The sequence below is a fragment of the Oceanobacillus sojae genome, from assembly GCF_900162665.1.
In the GTDB taxonomy this organism is placed as follows: Bacteria; Bacillota; Bacilli; order Bacillales; family Amphibacillaceae; genus Oceanobacillus; species Oceanobacillus sojae_A.
Genome location: NZ_LT727813.1, coordinates 610,517 through 626,490, shown reverse-complemented (window position 1 = coordinate 626,490; position 15,974 = coordinate 610,517). Strand labels below are relative to the sequence as shown.

General features: G+C 38.6%; 17 protein-coding genes. 14 read left to right on the top strand and 3 right to left on the bottom strand.

All coding sequences use genetic code 11. The features are described from left to right. The first annotated feature begins 12 nt into the window (after positions 1-12). The 3 genes from BN1068_RS20420 to BN1068_RS20410 are packed head-to-tail and all read left to right on the top strand — an operon-like array spanning position 13 to position 2,878. The gene (locus tag BN1068_RS20420; RefSeq protein ID WP_077604667.1) at positions 13-756 is read left to right on the top strand and encodes a (Fe-S)-binding protein; all 744 of its coding nucleotides are present in this window, start codon (positions 13-15) and stop codon (positions 754-756) included. Continuing rightward, a complete protein-coding gene (locus BN1068_RS20415) occupies positions 753-2,177 on the top strand; it encodes a LutB/LldF family L-lactate oxidation iron-sulfur protein (protein WP_077604666.1) in 1,425 nt (474 codons plus the stop codon). The genes BN1068_RS20420 and BN1068_RS20415 overlap by 4 nt, the downstream gene beginning before the upstream one ends. Then, positions 2,177-2,878, top strand: coding sequence for a LutC/YkgG family protein (locus tag BN1068_RS20410; protein ID WP_077604665.1), 702 nt, complete (start codon positions 2,177-2,179; stop codon positions 2,876-2,878). The genes BN1068_RS20415 and BN1068_RS20410 overlap by 1 nt, the downstream gene beginning before the upstream one ends. A gap of 61 nt (positions 2,879-2,939) precedes the next feature. Here the strand turns inward: BN1068_RS20410 and BN1068_RS20405 are convergent, their stop codons facing one another. Beyond that, positions 2,940-3,719: a ChbG/HpnK family deacetylase gene (locus BN1068_RS20405; protein ID WP_077605181.1), complete on the bottom strand. Its 780-nt coding sequence runs from the start codon at positions 3,717-3,719 to the stop codon at positions 2,940-2,942. Between the two features lie 402 nt (positions 3,720-4,121). Between BN1068_RS20405 and BN1068_RS20400 the strand changes: the two genes are divergently transcribed. The 5 genes from BN1068_RS20400 (at position 4,122) to BN1068_RS20380 (ending at position 8,049) form a co-directional block, all read left to right on the top strand. Then, complete coding sequence (locus tag BN1068_RS20400; RefSeq protein WP_077604664.1) at positions 4,122-4,787, top strand: flagellar brake protein; 666 nt, start codon at positions 4,122-4,124, stop codon at positions 4,785-4,787. 121 nt (positions 4,788-4,908) lie between these two features. Beyond that, positions 4,909-5,427 carry a GNAT family N-acetyltransferase gene (locus tag BN1068_RS20395; RefSeq protein ID WP_077604663.1) on the top strand — a complete coding sequence of 173 codons (519 nt, stop codon included), beginning with the start codon at positions 4,909-4,911 and terminating at the stop codon, positions 5,425-5,427. A 261-nt stretch (positions 5,428-5,688) separates the two neighbouring features. Then, entirely contained in the window at positions 5,689-6,432 is a 744-nt protein-coding gene (locus BN1068_RS20390; protein ID WP_077604662.1) for a class I SAM-dependent methyltransferase, read from the top strand. A 165-nt stretch (positions 6,433-6,597) separates the two neighbouring features. Beyond that, complete coding sequence (locus BN1068_RS24110) at positions 6,598-7,488, top strand: cupin domain-containing protein (RefSeq protein WP_254846842.1); 891 nt, start codon at positions 6,598-6,600, stop codon at positions 7,486-7,488. 192 nt (positions 7,489-7,680) lie between these two features. Next, positions 7,681-8,049 (top strand): hypothetical protein, encoded by a 369-nt coding sequence (locus tag BN1068_RS20380; protein WP_077604661.1) that lies wholly within the window; start codon positions 7,681-7,683, stop codon positions 8,047-8,049. Between the two features lie 77 nt (positions 8,050-8,126). Here the strand turns inward: BN1068_RS20380 and BN1068_RS20375 are convergent, their stop codons facing one another. Then, the gene (locus BN1068_RS20375) at positions 8,127-9,065 is read right to left on the bottom strand and encodes an AEC family transporter (RefSeq protein ID WP_077604660.1); all 939 of its coding nucleotides are present in this window, start codon (positions 9,063-9,065) and stop codon (positions 8,127-8,129) included. A gap of 115 nt (positions 9,066-9,180) precedes the next feature. Between BN1068_RS20375 and BN1068_RS20370 the strand changes: the two genes are divergently transcribed. Continuing rightward, the gene (locus tag BN1068_RS20370; protein ID WP_077604659.1) at positions 9,181-9,633 is read left to right on the top strand and encodes a GNAT family N-acetyltransferase; all 453 of its coding nucleotides are present in this window, start codon (positions 9,181-9,183) and stop codon (positions 9,631-9,633) included. Positions 9,634-9,685: 52 nt separating this feature from the next. Here the strand turns inward: BN1068_RS20370 and BN1068_RS20365 are convergent, their stop codons facing one another. Then, positions 9,686-10,999: a lysine N(6)-hydroxylase/L-ornithine N(5)-oxygenase family protein gene (locus tag BN1068_RS20365; RefSeq protein WP_077604658.1), complete on the bottom strand. Its 1,314-nt coding sequence runs from the start codon at positions 10,997-10,999 to the stop codon at positions 9,686-9,688. Positions 11,000-11,234: 235 nt separating this feature from the next. Between BN1068_RS20365 and BN1068_RS20360 the strand changes: the two genes are divergently transcribed. From BN1068_RS20360 to nadE, 5 genes are all read left to right on the top strand, one after another. After that, the gene (locus BN1068_RS20360; protein ID WP_077604657.1) at positions 11,235-11,573 is read left to right on the top strand and encodes a hypothetical protein; all 339 of its coding nucleotides are present in this window, start codon (positions 11,235-11,237) and stop codon (positions 11,571-11,573) included. A gap of 120 nt (positions 11,574-11,693) precedes the next feature. Further along, a complete protein-coding gene (locus BN1068_RS20355; protein ID WP_077604656.1) occupies positions 11,694-12,455 on the top strand; it encodes a MerR family transcriptional regulator in 762 nt (253 codons plus the stop codon). Positions 12,456-12,600: 145 nt separating this feature from the next. Further along, positions 12,601-13,377 (top strand): NUDIX hydrolase, encoded by a 777-nt coding sequence (locus BN1068_RS20350; RefSeq protein WP_077604655.1) that lies wholly within the window; start codon positions 12,601-12,603, stop codon positions 13,375-13,377. Positions 13,378-13,417: 40 nt separating this feature from the next. Beyond that, positions 13,418-14,878, top strand: coding sequence for a nicotinate phosphoribosyltransferase (locus tag BN1068_RS20345; RefSeq protein WP_077604654.1), 1,461 nt, complete (start codon positions 13,418-13,420; stop codon positions 14,876-14,878). Between the two features lie 159 nt (positions 14,879-15,037). Next, a complete protein-coding gene (gene nadE, locus BN1068_RS20340) occupies positions 15,038-15,865 on the top strand; it encodes an NAD(+) synthase (protein ID WP_077604653.1) in 828 nt (275 codons plus the stop codon). The last annotated feature ends 109 nt before the right edge of the window (positions 15,866-15,974 follow it).

The following is a 15,974-nucleotide window of genomic DNA, read 5'->3' as shown; positions in this document are numbered from 1 at the left end:
GAGGTGGAAAAAATGAAAGTATCTTTGTTCATTACATGTGTAAGTGATATTGTTTTTGCAGATGTAGGTAAGAATACGGTGGAATTATTAGAGCGGCTGGGCTGTGAAGTAGATTTCCCGGCAGCTCAAACCTGCTGCGGGCAGCCCGCATATAACAGCGGTTATCTGAGTGAAGCGAAAAAAGCAATGAAGCAGATGATAAAGGCCTTTAAAGATTCGGAGTATGTGGTCGGCCCGTCTGGTTCATGTGTCGGTATGCTGCGAGAATACCCGAACGTATTCAAAGGAGACCCGGAGTGGGAACAGCCGGCGATTGACCTGGCTAATAAATCCTATGAGGTAACACAGTTTATCGTGGATGTATTAGGGATAACTGATGTCGGTTCTACCTTTGAGGGAAGGGTAACCTATCATCCATCCTGTCATATGACCCGTATTTTAGGAGTAAAGGAAGCGCCGACGAAGCTGCTTAAAAATGTCAAAGGAATTGACTTTGTTGAACTGCCGGTAAAAGAGGACTGCTGCGGGTTTGGCGGTACATTTGCTGTGAAAAATGCAGATATATCTGGTGAAATGGTAAAAGAAAAATCCCGGCATGTATCGGAAACAGAAGCAGAATACCTTGTCGGCGGAGATATGGGCTGTCTGATGAATATCGGCGGACGTATGCGCAGAGAAGGTAAAAATGTAAAAGTCATGCATATCACTGAAATTTTAAATACACATGTCAAAGAGCAAGGAGGCGTAACCGCATGAGCATAAAAATTAGCGAAGCTCCTTATAAAGAACGGATTGGAAAAGGGATTGACAATGATTTTATGCGGCAGGCTGTTTCTTCTGCACAAGGAAGGTTCCGGAATGGCCGCCTGACGCAGGCGGAAGAGCTCGGCAATTGGGAGGATTGGCGCCAGCTTGGTGAGGAAATACGGTCCCATACATTAGAAAACATTGATTATTATTTGTATCAGCTCAGTGAGGAAGTGGAAAAACGCGGCGGTAATGTCTTTTTTGCGGAGACGGCAGAGGAAGCGAATACTTATATTGAAAATGTCGTCAAAAAGAAAAACGCGAAAAAAGTTGTGAAAACCAAATCTATGGTTACCGAAGAAATTGGTTTAAATAAAACATTAGAGGAAATCGGAGCAGAGGTAGTCGAATCGGATTTAGGGGAATGGATTCTGCAATTAGATGAAGATCCTCCATCACATATCGTCACCCCGGCTTTGCATAAAAATAGGCAGCAAATCAAAAATACCTTTCAAGATAAAAAAGGCTATGATAAATCAGATACACCGGAGGAACTGGCTTCCTTTGCCAGAGAACAGCTGAGGCAGGATTTCTTAACTGCGGATGTCGGGATTACCGGCTGCAACTTTGCGATTGCAGAATCTGGTTCTGTTACATTGGTAACCAATGAAGGAAATGCGGAAATGGTTACTTCCCTTCCTGATACACAAATCAGTGTAATGGGGATGGAGAGACTCGTTCCAACCTGGGAGGACATGGAAGTATTAGTCAGCTTATTAACAAGAGCTGCTGTCGGGCAGAAGCTGACCAGTTATATCACAACCATTACAGGGACGCGCTTGGAAGAGGAAATCGACGGCCCGGATGATTATCATCTGGTGATTGTGGATAATGGACGTTCTAAAATCCTGGGAACAGAATTTCAGTCTGCACTTCATTGTATCCGCTGTGCAGCTTGTATTAATGTGTGTCCGGTGTATCGCCATGTCGGCGGACATGCGTATAACTCGATCTATCCGGGACCGATTGGGGCAGTATTAACTCCACTTCTGGACGGCTATGAGGATCATAAAGAATTGCCATATACATCCTCTTTATGTGCAGCCTGTACGGAAGCATGCCCTGTAAAAATTCCTTTGCATGAACAGTTAATTCGCCACCGTGAAATTATTGTGGAAGAAGAGAAAAAATCTCCTGCTTCTGAAAAAATCATGATGAAAGGTTTTGCACAATGGGCATCGAACCCGGCTGCGTATAAATTAAGCACCAAAGTAGCAAGAACAGCATTAAAGCCTTGGACAAAGGATGAGTATGTTGAAAACGGACCAGGCCCATTAAAAGGATGGACAGATGTCCGTGACTTCCCTGCACCTGCTAAGCAATCCTTCCGCAGCTGGTGGAATAAACGTCAAAAAGGGGGAGAAGCATAATGACTATTCAAAATCGTGACTCCTTTTTAAGTAATTTAGCTGCAAACCTTGGCCGTCCGCAAAAAAGAGAAGGAGTGACAAGACCGGAATACAGTGTTCAGCCACAGCATGAAGTTTTTAAAGATTACTCTGCAGAACAGCTGATTGAAGTATTAAAAGAACATTGCAAAGTCATTCATACCGATTTTGTTCGTACAGAAAAGAGTGATTTGCAGGAGGCTTTGAAAAAGGTTTTGGATGGTTATGATGCAGTGTCTATTATCGCATCGAATGATAAACGTAACCAGGAATATGGGTTGGACAAGGCTTATAAGGAATTTGCAAAAGAGTTTGATGTCCATGTATGGGACGCAAGTCTTGGCAAGGAAAACCAAGTAATTGCGGAGAGGACAGACGTCGGCATTTCTTTTAGTGATATCACCCTTGCAGAATCGGGAACGGTTGCTTTAATGACAAATAAGGATAATGGCAGATCCATCAGCTTAATGCCGAAATGCTATATTGCCATTATTCCTAAAGAAACCATCGTGCCAAGAATGACCCAGGCAGCAGCCAGGATTCACCAGGACAATGAAAATGGCACTATCCCTCCTTCAAGTGTTTGTTTTGTCACAGGACCGAGTAATAGTGCTGATATTGAAATGAATCTGATTGTTGGCGTCCATGGGCCAGTTAAGGTGACATATATTGTAGTAGATTGATAAGGCAGTTAAATAGAAAAAAGCTTTTCCATAACCGCTGGAGAAGCTTTTTTCGTGCTAATTACAGCTCTTTATAAGAAATTAAATCAATATGCTTATTAGCCAGCAGTTCTTTGATGCGGCTATTCGTCAGCATAGCAACCTCCTGTGTCCGGGGAATCAGCAGTGAAGAATGATTTAAAATATAATCATCTAGATAGCCGGGGTGAAAAATAAGCATATCCACACCATCCTCATGCAGGTTATCCAGCATTTTTTCTAAAGAATGATAAGGGTTATAATCTGCTTGCATACTTTCCATCATCAGATATACCTTCGTGCCATTTACCATAATAAAGGAATCGTTACTGGTAAGATTATTTGGGTTGGACCCTGCTGGTAGTCCAGAATAAGTTAATCCATGTTTCTTAGCAAAAAACTCTAATGCTTTAAAAAAGTTATCACTTGCAATAGCGTGTCCCTCAAAATAATCCGGTTTCCTGCCGAATAATTCGATGAACTTATCATATTGCGCTTCAATTTCAATCAGTGCTTCTTCGAATACAACAAAGTCTTTTTTTGCTACACGATATTCTTTGGAGGACCTAAAATAACCATTTTCTGATACTAAAGACGGAATTTTTTCCAGATCAGCCAAAGGCCTGCCGGCGCAAATATTTGTATGCTGGCCGAATGCAATAGACTCTTCTTTGATTAAATCTACTCCATGTTGTGTGGCAGGCATATTGACCATGATTCCGACACTGGAAATTAAACCATCCTTGACAGATTTTTCAATACCGTAATTTACTGCTTCTGAATACCCTAAATCATCAGCTCTAAACAGTACTTTATTCTTCATAATGATCACTACCAATCTTTTTATCATTTTTCACTTCTTATACCTCTAGTATATACGTTACGACAGCCATAACAATAACACCAATAATACTAGAATTTAATTCGTTATTAATAAACAGACAATATTTTATCTAAAAATTAATAATAAAAATTAGAATTATCATTACAAAAATTCTAAAAAAACGTTATAATTAGGTAATAGTAGTCCTGTCTAAAGACCTAATTTTAAACGAGGATTATAATATATAATGACATATTATTTATTTTTTGAAGAATTTATTTTTGAAGGAACTATAAAAATACAAAAAATTGGTTTTCGTTATGGCTTGAAATTTTTCTCGGAGAAGCTACATAAAATGAATGGATGGACAGTTAAATATAGGGAGAGAAGGGGTTAATTGTTATGGACCAACAAAAGTATACGGAATTCTGGGATGGTCAGATGCTGGAGATTTTAACATCAGATAAAAAAACTTATTTCACTCAGCTCATACGACATGAAACGGATTTGCTGATTCAAAGACCTGCAAATAAACAGAATGTACCCATGCTTGTTGAAAATGACATGGATGTTACTGTTTATTTTCATGATGATCAAAAAGGGCTGTGCAGTTTTGGCTCAAGAATAAATCGTCATGATAATGGGAAAATAATAATGACGAAACCATCGAGGGATTCCATAAAAGTAGTACAAAGAAGACAATTTTTCCGGGTGAAGGCAGCTGTAGAAATGACTTTGGTATTGCCTCCTGCTAAAGATTCAAATGAAGAGGAAGGGGATAAACTGAACATTACTACCCACGATATCAGCGGGGGTGGAGCAGCTTTTCTTTCCGAGTCTAAAATACTGGAAGAAGGAGAAGCGGTGAAAGGTATATTATACTTGAAGACAGGTACTGAGCAGGAGAAAGTGGAATTTAAAGGAAAAATTGTTAACGTTATGAAACAGCATAATCAATTTTACAAAACTGCATTGCAGTTTATGGATATGAGAGAGGGAGCAAGATCAAAGATTGTAAAGTTTTGTATCGTTAAGCAAATTGAATTTCGTAATAAAGTCAGGGATTAGTCAGCAGACTGCGGAGTAGTAAACAAAAAATTAGAATAGAAATATTAATTTTTTATATGAAAAGAAGGAATTTCTTAATTTTATGTCGAATATATAGCAAAGGAGATAAGGAGGTAGATTTATGTCAGAAAAAGTTGGATCCATTAACCAAGACTTGCATGTGTATGTTGCGGAAAAAGAAGATATGAAGTCCATACTCCGGCTGTTAAAAGGTGTAACCACATGGTTAAAGAAAAGCCGTTTAAAACAGTGGGAGTTCCTTGACCAGGACGAGGAAGATCCAGAAGTAAGGCAGTCTATTGAAGACGGGTCTACCTTTGTTGTTAAAGAAGGAGACGAGATTATTGCTACATTTACGTTAAACGAAATGCAGACTCCTTGGGATAAGAATATCTGGGGGCAATCCAGCGAGGATGCATTTTATATGCATCGCCTGTCAGTAGATCATGATCATATCGGACGGGGACTTGGAAAACCGATTGTCGAATGGATGGAAGCTTATACAAAAACGCAAGGAATGCGCCGGATTCGTTTAGACTGTGTGGAAAGCAATAAAAAGCTTAATCAAATTTATAGGGGTTTTGGCTACGATTATAAAGGAACCAATCATGACCATTGCAGGTATGAAAAAATTTTATAATTTGTGATAGCTGCTCTTTATCCTCTATATCATCATCTTCAGTGATTCGAGTTAAATTATCTTCAAAAAGGATTTTTCAAGATATTCATTCTGACGGTATACCTTATCGCGTTTTAAATTTGAATAAGGTTGCTGTCAGGAACTACATAGTTTTATCAATATCAAGGCATGTTTTCAAAAGATATGCTTTTTTTACGTTATAAAGGGTCTATTTGAAGAGACTGATAGCGTGGCACTTTACGCTAGAGAGGAAGTAAAACAATGAAACAAAATAAATACGATGATAATCAATTTTTTCAAGCATACTCAGAAATGGACCGGTCTAAGAAAGGGCTGGAAGCAGCCGGGGAGTGGCATATTTTAAAAGAAATGCTGCCAGACTTCAAAAGGAAAAATGTCTTAGATTTAGGTTGCGGTTTTGGCTGGCACAGCCGCTATGCCAGAGAACAGGGGGCAGAATCTGTAACGGGCACTGATATATCAGAACAGATGCTTACACACGCAAAAAAACTGACCAATGATTCCGGTATTAGATATCTGCATCAGGCTATTGAGGATATGGATTTCCCTGAAGCATCTATGGATATTGTCATCAGTTCATTAGCACTTCATTATATCGAATCATTTGAGAGTGTCTGTAAAAAGGTTAATACGGTTTTAAAGCCGGGTGGAAGCTTTGTTTTTTCTATAGAGCACCCTATTTTTACAGCAAGAAAAGAACAGGACTGGATTTATGATAAAACGGATAATGAGCCTTTGTATTGGCCGGTAGATAATTATCAAATAGAAGGAAAGCGGGAAGCATCTTTTTTAAATGAAACGGTGATAAAGTATCATCGTACTGTGTCTACGTTTATGAATGATTTAATACAAACTGGCTTTGAGATTTTACGTGTGGAAGAATCTGTACCATCTGAGGAGATGCTAAAAGAGATACCAGAAATGAAGCATGAATTCCGCAGGCCGATGTTTTTAATGATTGCAGCAGAGAAGAAGGATTTTTAAGCTCTTAAATATTTAAAACGAGGCTAATAAAGATGTGAAGAGAGAAGATATTTGAAGCTCTCTTCTCTTTTTTTATGCCTTGATTATTCAATTTTTCTGGGTTCCATTTTTAATTTATAGTCATATGCTGATAAGAGATTAAGGAAAGGAAGGTAACAAACCAAAATGTATTATAATCCTTTGTATCAGCAGCAAATGAATCGAATGAATCCAAATTTAAATCAGGGAAATGCCTATGATGAACAGACAGCTAATATGGTAGAGGAAACACTGCAGCGTGAAGCCTCGTTAATTCCTATGTATTTTCAAGTACTGGAGCCGTTCAGACAGGACGCCTCCGGACAGGGAATAATGTATGCAGTACAATCTAAAAATCAAATAGCAGCAAGCCTGGAGCAGGTTTATCAGTATTTCACCGGACAGCAGATAGATACACGGCAGTCAGCGTATAAGCAAGAAGAAAATGGGAGTATTGTATCTGTTTATGAGCATGCACGGCAAAGTTATGAAGAAAACTATCATAAAAGTGAGCAGATAAATGAGCCTCACTCCCGGCAGCTGCTTTACCAGCTTGCAATGACAGATTATCAAATTGCGAATTATTTAGCAGGGTATTTAGAACCTCAACAGGGCTCTGGAATGTATTCCCGGGTTACTGATTATGGTGGAAATCCATTCGTTATTGATATTGAAAATGCTGCAGAAGCAAACACAAATTACCGTACCGCATTATGGACAGGAGAGCATCTGCAGGTTACATTGATGAGTATTCCCGTAGGAAGCGATATTGGTTTAGAAGTACATCCGGATACAGACCAATTTTTACGGATTGAAGAAGGAGAAGGAACTGTACAGATGGGCAATCGGCAAGATAACCTGACCATTCAGCGGCATGTGGAAGAGGACAGTGCTATTATGGTTCCAGCTGGCACATGGCATAATATAACAAATACAGGGGATGAAGCTCTAAAGCTATATACAATTTATGCACCGCCCCATCATCCATTTGGCACAGTGGAACATACAAAACAGGAAGCGATGCAGTCAGAAGGCTAGAGGTTGTTTCTTTTGACAGATGAATGATCCAGCAGCTTTTTCTTTTCAAGAGAAAGCCGTCCTTTTAGCAGAACGGTTTTCTCTTTTTTAATTAAACGGATAAATCAGTTCAAACGTACCTGTTCCTTCAGTAGATTTTGTGTTAATATCCCAGGTATATTCTAATGAAAAAAAGCTGGGAGGAGTACATAGATGGAGGTTCAAGTCAGCAGAAATACAGGCTCACTTGGCGCGTTGTCCAGTATAAAGGTTAATGTGAATGGAGAAACACAGGGGAAACTAAAGAATAATGAAGTATTTGTTGCAGCTGTTCCAGAAGATACAGCAGAGATTACAGTTAATCAGAGCTTTTTTTTCAGTGATTCTTTGACTGTTCACGATGGAGACCACGTTGAAGTGACTCTAAATAAAAAATACTCACCGTTTTTTGTAGCGGGTTTAATTGGTATTATACTTGGAGGACTGACAAAAGCTGTACTGTTTCATGTTGTTGGATTAATTTGTTTATTAATTGTATTTATTATGGGCGCGAAAAATTGGTTTATTATTAAGAAAAAGTAAAATGAAAGCAGACGGGTATATGTGACATGTCTGTCTGCTTTCATTTTTACGTGAATTTGAAAATATCAGGCAATGTATCAGCCAATCCAAAAAGTAGAAAGCCAGGCGATAAATGGAATCGTCCCCAAAGCAAGTAAGGTGGAAAATACAGATGTCACGACTGCATCCTGTTCTTTATCAGTATAGCGGGAAAATAGAACAGCGGAGAGCATGAAAGTCGGCATAGATGCAAGGATTACTAATATATTTTTGAGCATTGTCTCTATTGGCAAAAGGGAAAGCATAAACATAACTATAATGGGAAGAAACAGCAGTTTCCATACTAAGGGCATCCACAATTCACGGAAAAATAAAGGCTGTTTGCTGCGAAAAAGGTCCGGCAGACTAAAACCGACATAAAGCATAGCCATTGGGGCAGCCAATGCAGAGAGCATGCCGGCCAAATCTTTCATTATAACTGGAGCTTCCCAGCCGCTGAATGCAAAAATCAGTCCAAAGCTGATAGCAATTAAAGGCATGTTTATAAGTGCTTTTAAATGTCTCCATTCGAAGCGGTCTTCACTTTGCAGCAGATAGATTCCCAGAGAGAAAACCACCACATCCAGCCCCGCATCAAAAATAGCGGCAAGCAAACCGCCGATTGGACCGAAGATAGCAGCACATAATGGAATGCCGATAAATCCAGAATTGCCAATCGCAGCAAGTAAAGCAAGCTGTTTTGATGTTGTCATAGAGAAGCCGAGGATTTTTCCAAATAAAAAACAAATACCAACAGCTGAAACATTAAGGCTGACGCTGAAAATAAACATTAGAACAACCTGGTGTAAGACGTCATCTGTTAAATCAGTATTGAACACACCATTTAAAATAATAAATGGGACGGCAACATTAATAATAACGCTCATAAACAGCTGCTTCGCTTCATATGTAATTGTATTTTTCAGGGCGACCAATGCTCCTATGAATAAAATAAGCCCCATCATAACGACTGTTAAGGCGACAGTGATGACATCCATTTTAAACTCCTTTGCAATTGAAAAAGTTGGTATACTATATTCGATATATAATTTCTAATATTAGAAGAATTACAGAAAAGAAACAAGTCTATTTAATAAAAAAGGAGCGGAAAATATGATTCGTCAGTTACTTGCAGAAGAAGTGTTGCCTATGAATCTGTTATTGCTTGCAGATCCCTCAGAAAGATTAGTCCGTGAATATACATCGAGGGGAACTTGCTATGTACTGGAGAAGGAAGAAAATATTATTGGAGTATACGTTCTTCTGCCGACAAGACCGGATACAGTGGAGCTCGTAAATATTGCTGTGGATGAAGGTTATCATGGACAAGGCTGGGGAAAGCAGCTGGTGTTGCACGCTATTCAGGAGGCGAAGAAGCAAAATTACCGTACGATAGAAATTGGAACAGGTAATTCAGGAGTTACCCAGCTGGCATTGTATCAAAAATGCGGTTTCCGGATGGTTTCTATTGATCGTGACTTCTTTTTGCGTCATTATGAGGAACCGATATTTGAAAATGGAATACAGGTTATAGATATGGTACGTCTGGAAATGGATTTGATGTAGAAAAAAAGATGCTGAGTATGTATGAAACATACCTGGCATCTTTTTTCTGTAATTATGATTTTTTCATTTCAAATTGCTGAAAGACTGCCTGATTTGGTATCGGATAGATTTCCCTGCCAGCAATGGAGTTGATAATTTTTTGATTGCGTAATACCGACAATCCAAGATTTGTGGCACTGGATCCATGAGAATGCTCAATATTTGTTAAGGTATAGATCTGATTTTCACGTGAGTCTTTAAAAACAAGTCGATAATCTGCTGTCACCCGGAATCTTTTTTCATCCTCCCATTCTATTTTCTCCTGAAAATTATCCAGCCATTTTGGGAGATGCGGTTTATACCCGGTTGCAAGAATAACTTTATCTGCCAAATAATTAAATTTTTCTCCTTTTTGCCATTGCTCACATTGAAGGCTGTAGCTTTCTCCTTTTGAACCGGTTCGTGCTTCAATTGCATTTACTGCAGTATTAGTCTGGATAGTTACTTGATTCAAAGGAGACTCAATCGAGCGGTTATAGAGCAATTCATAAATCCTTTCCAGCAGCTTAGGATCTATACCATTCCGGATAGTACTTAAGTTTTCAAGTGATTCCATCCGGTCTTTCATTGCCAGGTTATGAAAGTAATCAATATACTCAGGAGAAAATACTTCTCTGCCCAGACCGGTATCCTCCTTCTGGAAAATTCCGTTGGAACGCGTAAACCAGGTTAATTTATAACCGCCGTGTTTTTGATCCTTTAATAAATCATAAAATACCTCTGATGCACTTTGCCCTGAGCCAACAACTATAATGGAGCTTCCTTGCTTTAAAGCATTCTGAAAATAAGTATAGCGGCTGGTGTGTGTAATCTCCTCCTCCGGGAATCCTTGTAACGCTTCTGGAATATTTGGGATGCTGCCTGTTCCTAAAATAATATGTTTTGCATAATGTATTTCTTCCCTGCCATCCTCTATGGATTGAACTGTAACTGCATAACAGAATTCACCCGGTACCTCTTTCACATCTGTTACACATTGTCCAAACTGACAATTGTTTAATTCTGAAGCAACCCATTTACAATAAGTATTGTATTCCTCTCTGGGAATGGTGAAGCGGTTAAAAAAGAAAAAGGAATACATCCGATTATGCTCGTGAAGATAATTTAAATAAGAAAAACGGTTTGTAGGATCTGCAAATGTCACAAGGTCTGCGATAAATGGTGTTTGCAAGTCCATCCCTTCTAGCAGCATTCCCGGATGCCAGTCAAAAGAAGCCTCCTGTTCAAAAAATAAAATGTCTGCTTCCCGTAAATCATTTGTTAAAGCAGCAAGGCTTAAATTAAATGGGCCGATTCCAATACCAATAGCATCATATATTTTGTTCATTTTCGTTCCTCCGTCTGTGTTGGTAGTTTGAATTGGTTACTGCGTTTTGAAGTATTTTTAGAACTTTCTTTTGACAGAAGTTTTATTAAAGAAAAGAAGTATACTATCTTTTTCCCTATCCCCCTGAAAATAAACCGCCAGGCTCTCTCAGCGAATTCTCATTTTTCTCTAAGGACATTATAAGAAGCAGTCGGGTAAACTGGTAATTGTTAATAAATCAAGGAGGTTTTTACCAATGAAGGCAATTTTACTATCGACAGCAGCAGGAGCATTATTACTAACAGGAATCTATGCTAACACAGGAGAAGCGGAAGAACTTACAGAAGATAATGAAGTAATGACTTTTGAAGAAGAAACAGGGGTAGATGCACTGAAAGAAATAGAAGTTATTCAAAATCAAATTCCATCAGGAAAAGATTCTGTTCAAGTTGTGGAGGATAATCCACATAAACGTATTTTATTTATTGGCGATGATGCTAATCAGAAAAAATACAAAACGATTTTTATTAAAGATACGAACCGTTTAAAGATTATCGATTTAAATGGCGGACAAATTTTTAATGAAATTATTTAAAATAAGGTAAGATAAACCCATCTTAGGCTGATTTAAGATGGGTTTTAGTATAAATTAAAAAATCCTTGACCTTTACGCTGCGTAAATCTCTATATTAGAAATTGAAGGGAGGTAAAAGGAATGAAATATTCCATCAAACAAGTAGCTGATATGTCAGGTATCAGTACACGCACACTCAGGTATTATGATCAAATTGATTTATTAAAGCCTGCAGAGCTTTCCGATTCAGGGTACCGGATTTATGGAGAAGAAGAATTAAGTCGGCTGCAGCAAATTCTTCTCTACCGTTCTTTAGGAATGAAGCTGGAGCAGATTCAATCGGTACTGGATGATCCTGGTTTTCATACGCTTACTGCATTAGAAGAGCATCATCGAAAGCTGGAAGCAGAGAAAGAAAAGTTAAATCAACTGTTAGCCACTGTGAGAAAAACAATTCAATATACAAAAGGAGAGATTACAATGACAGCAGAAGAAAAATTTGAAGGATTTAAGAAAGAACGTCTGGAAGAGAACGAAAGACTGTATGGGGAAGAAATCAGAGAAAAATATGGTAAGGACACAGTTGAAAAATCGAATAAAAAGTTTATGGACCTCAGCGAAGCAGATTTTCAGGAGATGCAAAGAATAGAAGATGCATTATTTTCGAAACTGGAGCATTTAGCAAAAACAAAAGATTTGGATACACCGGAAGCCAAAGAAGTGTATGAACTTCATAAAAAGTGGCTGATGTATTCATGGCCGAATTATTCTGCAGAAGCTCATAAAGGCTTGGTACAAATGTATTTAGCAGATGAACGATTTGCGAAATATTATAATGACCGTGCAGGAAGAGAGGTTGTTTCGCTCTTACATGATGCAGTCGTTAAATATGCTGAGGAATGATTGTGATAAAAAATGGGAGGCAAAGGTGCTTCCCATTTTTCTGTTCTTAATTGATTGACATTCTTTTTCTTTTGATTATAATAATTAGTAATTATAAAATTACAAATTACTAATTGTAATATGCGTTGGAGGTGAAAAATACAAAATGGAGAACAAATCAAAATACATCACACCGGATGGTTATAAAAGTGATATTGCTGTATTCACTATTGTTTCCGAAAACGCTGAAGCAAAAGAACAGCGTAAAAAAGAACCTCCGAAGAAAATATTGAAGCTTTTGTTGATTAAAAGGGCTAAAATAGATGCAGAAGGCAAACCTAATATGGAAGCTGGCAAGTGGGCTTTACCCGGCGGGTTTGTTGACGCCAAAAGAAGGGAAACAGCTCTACAGGCAGCAGCAAGGGAGTTAAAAGAAGAAACAGGAATTGATCATGTATTCCTGAAGCATTTTGGAACATATGATGCGTGGGGAAGAGACCCGCGCGGCTGGATTATTTCAAATGCACATTATGCAATTGTACCGGAATTTCAGCTTGAAAATAGAGTGGCAGCGGATGATGCAGAGGAAGTCGAGTTATTCTCATTGGAAGAAATAAAGCAGCTGCCTTTAGCGTTCGACCATCAAAAAATAATTGCAGATGCTGTGTCATTGATTGAATGGGATATGCACCATTCGACCGTTGCAAGAAATTTTTTACCTGAAGAATTTACTTTATCTGAATTACAGCGTGTACTGATGACTGTATCTGATCATTCCAGAATTACAAATACATCTGTATTTTTTGGCAAGGCTCCTAAGTTATCTTTTCTGGAAAAAGTTGTTGATACTGGCGGGAACTTAAAGAAAACAGAACGGAATTCATTCAGACCGTCTCAGTTATATCGATTTAATGATAATATTGTTTTCTCATCTATTTGGTAATAGAATGAAAAACATATAAACCCACAGGAGGAAATCGGAAATGAATTATATAGATGACAGCTTGATGCTGCATACAGATCTTTATCAAATAAATATGGCTGAAACGTATTGGGATGATGGAATACATAATCGAAATGCAGTATTTGACTTATATTTTCGCAAGCTCCCATTTGGAAATGGCTATGGAGTATATGCGGGGTTAGAACGAATTATTGAGTATTTACACAATTTCCGTTTCAGTGAATCTGATTTAACCTATTTAAAGGAACTGGGCTATAAAGAAGATTTTATTGATCATTTACGCGATCTCCGATTTACAGGTTCTTTGAAATCCATGCGTGAAGGGGAAATTGTTTTTGCAAATGAGCCGATAGTCCGGGTGGAAGCTCCTCTAGAGGAAGCGCAGCTGTTGGAAACTGCTTTATTAAACATTGTGAATTACCAAACACTTATTGCTACCAAAGCTTCCCGGATCAGACAACTGGTCAGGGATAATCCGGTAATGGAATTTGGTACAAGAAGAGCACAGGAAATGGATGCTGCTGTATGGGGAACGCGAGCGGCATATATTGGCGGCTTTAATGCAACAAGTAATGTACGGGCTGGTAAATTATTTGGAATTCCTGTATCTGGTACACATGCACATTCAATGGTTCAGGCCTATCGTGATGAATATGTTGCCTTTAAAAAATATGCAGAGCGTCATCGTGAATGTGTCTTTTTAGTAGATACCTACGATACACTTTATTCTGGTGTTCCGAATGCTATTAAAGTAGCCAAAGAATTAGGAGATAAAATTGATTTTAAAGGTATTCGAATTGACAGCGGCGACCTGGCATATCTGTCGAAAGAAGCCAGAAGAATGATGGATGAGGCTGGATTTACCGATGCAAAAATTTATGTCTCCAATGATTTGGATGAATACACGATAGCAAGTCTTCAGGCCCAGCATGCGCAGATTGATGTTTGGGGAATCGGAACAAAGCTGATTACAGCATATGATCAGCCGGCACTCGGGGCAGTTTATAAACTCGTATCTATTGAGGATGAGCATGGTGAAATGGTGGATACGATTAAATTGTCTGGAAATCCGGAGAAGATGACAACGCCCGGAAAGAAAAAAGTTTACCGGATTATTAATAAAGGGAATCATCATACGGAAGGTGATTATCTGACACTAGAGGATGAAGATCCTAATCAGGAAAAGGAAATTATGCTTTTCCATCCGATTCATACGTATTATAAGAAAATGGTTTCGAATTTTGACGCAGTTGACCTGCATCATGATATTGCCGTAAACGGGGAAATTGTTTATGAATGCCCAAGTTTGCTGCATGTACAAAATTATGCGAAAAACCAGCTTCATCTATTCTGGGATGAATATAAGCGGACAAATTATCCGGCTGAATATCCTGTTGATTTAAGTATAAAACTATGGAATAACAAAATGGAGCATATTGAAATGGTGAAGAAGCAAGTAAAGCAGGACCAAAATCTTTAGTTCCATGATAAAAAGGAGCGTTTGCAGCAGATGTTTCCGGTTGTTCGAGCAGCCCCGGCTCAGCTGCAAAACAGATAAAAATTCAGTAAGCCAAGTGAAAAAACTGCCGATTCGATAAGACAGGTGAATAGGTAGTTTCTAATAAAGGAGTGTCTATAAATGAGCGAGTTACAGCAATCCGTTATCAAAGCTTTACATGTAAAACCAGAAATTGATCCAAAAGAAGAAATTCGTAACCGTATTGATTTTATGAAGGATTATTTGCGGAAATTCAGTTTTGCAAAAGGCTTTGTTCTTGGAATATCAGGCGGCCAGGATTCTACACTACTTTCGAAATTAGCCCAATTGGCGATCGATGAATTAAATGAGGAGAATGAAGAGGAATCTTATCAATTTATTGGCGTAAAGCTTCCATATGGAAAACAAGGTGATGCGGATGATGTGGAGGATGCAATTCAGTTCGTACAGCCTTCGAAGGTATTGACAGTAAATATCAAAGAAGCTGTGGACGCAAGCGACAAAGCATTACGTGAAGCGGGTATAACTATCAGCGACTTTTTAAAAGGAAATGAAAAAGCACGAGAGCGCATGAAGGCTCAATATAGTATTGCCGGTATGCATAATTGCTTTGTATTAGGTACAGACCATGCAGCAGAAGCAATTACCGGATTCTTTACAAAGCATGGAGATGGAGCCTGTGATCTTGCGCCGCTCGAGGGTTTAAATAAACGGCAGGGAAAGCAGTTATTAAAAGAGTTGGGTTGTCCTGAGCATCTTTATATGAAGAAGCCTACCGCTGATTTAGAGGACGAGCGTCCAGCCTTAGCTGATGAAGAAGCATTAGGTGTGACCTATGAAGAAGTGGACGATTATTTAGAAGGTAAAGAAGTGTCTCAGGAAGCAAAAGAAGTTATTGAAGCTCACTATATTAAAACGATGCACAAACGTGAGCCGATTGCCTCCATCTATAATGATTGGTGGAAATAAGAGCAGCAGAGGGCGGGTGAATCATTCGCCCTTCTATAAATTCATTTATAGAATGACAAAGCAAGTAAATCAGAGTTTAATAAAGTATCGAAACAGCAGTGACAAGTAG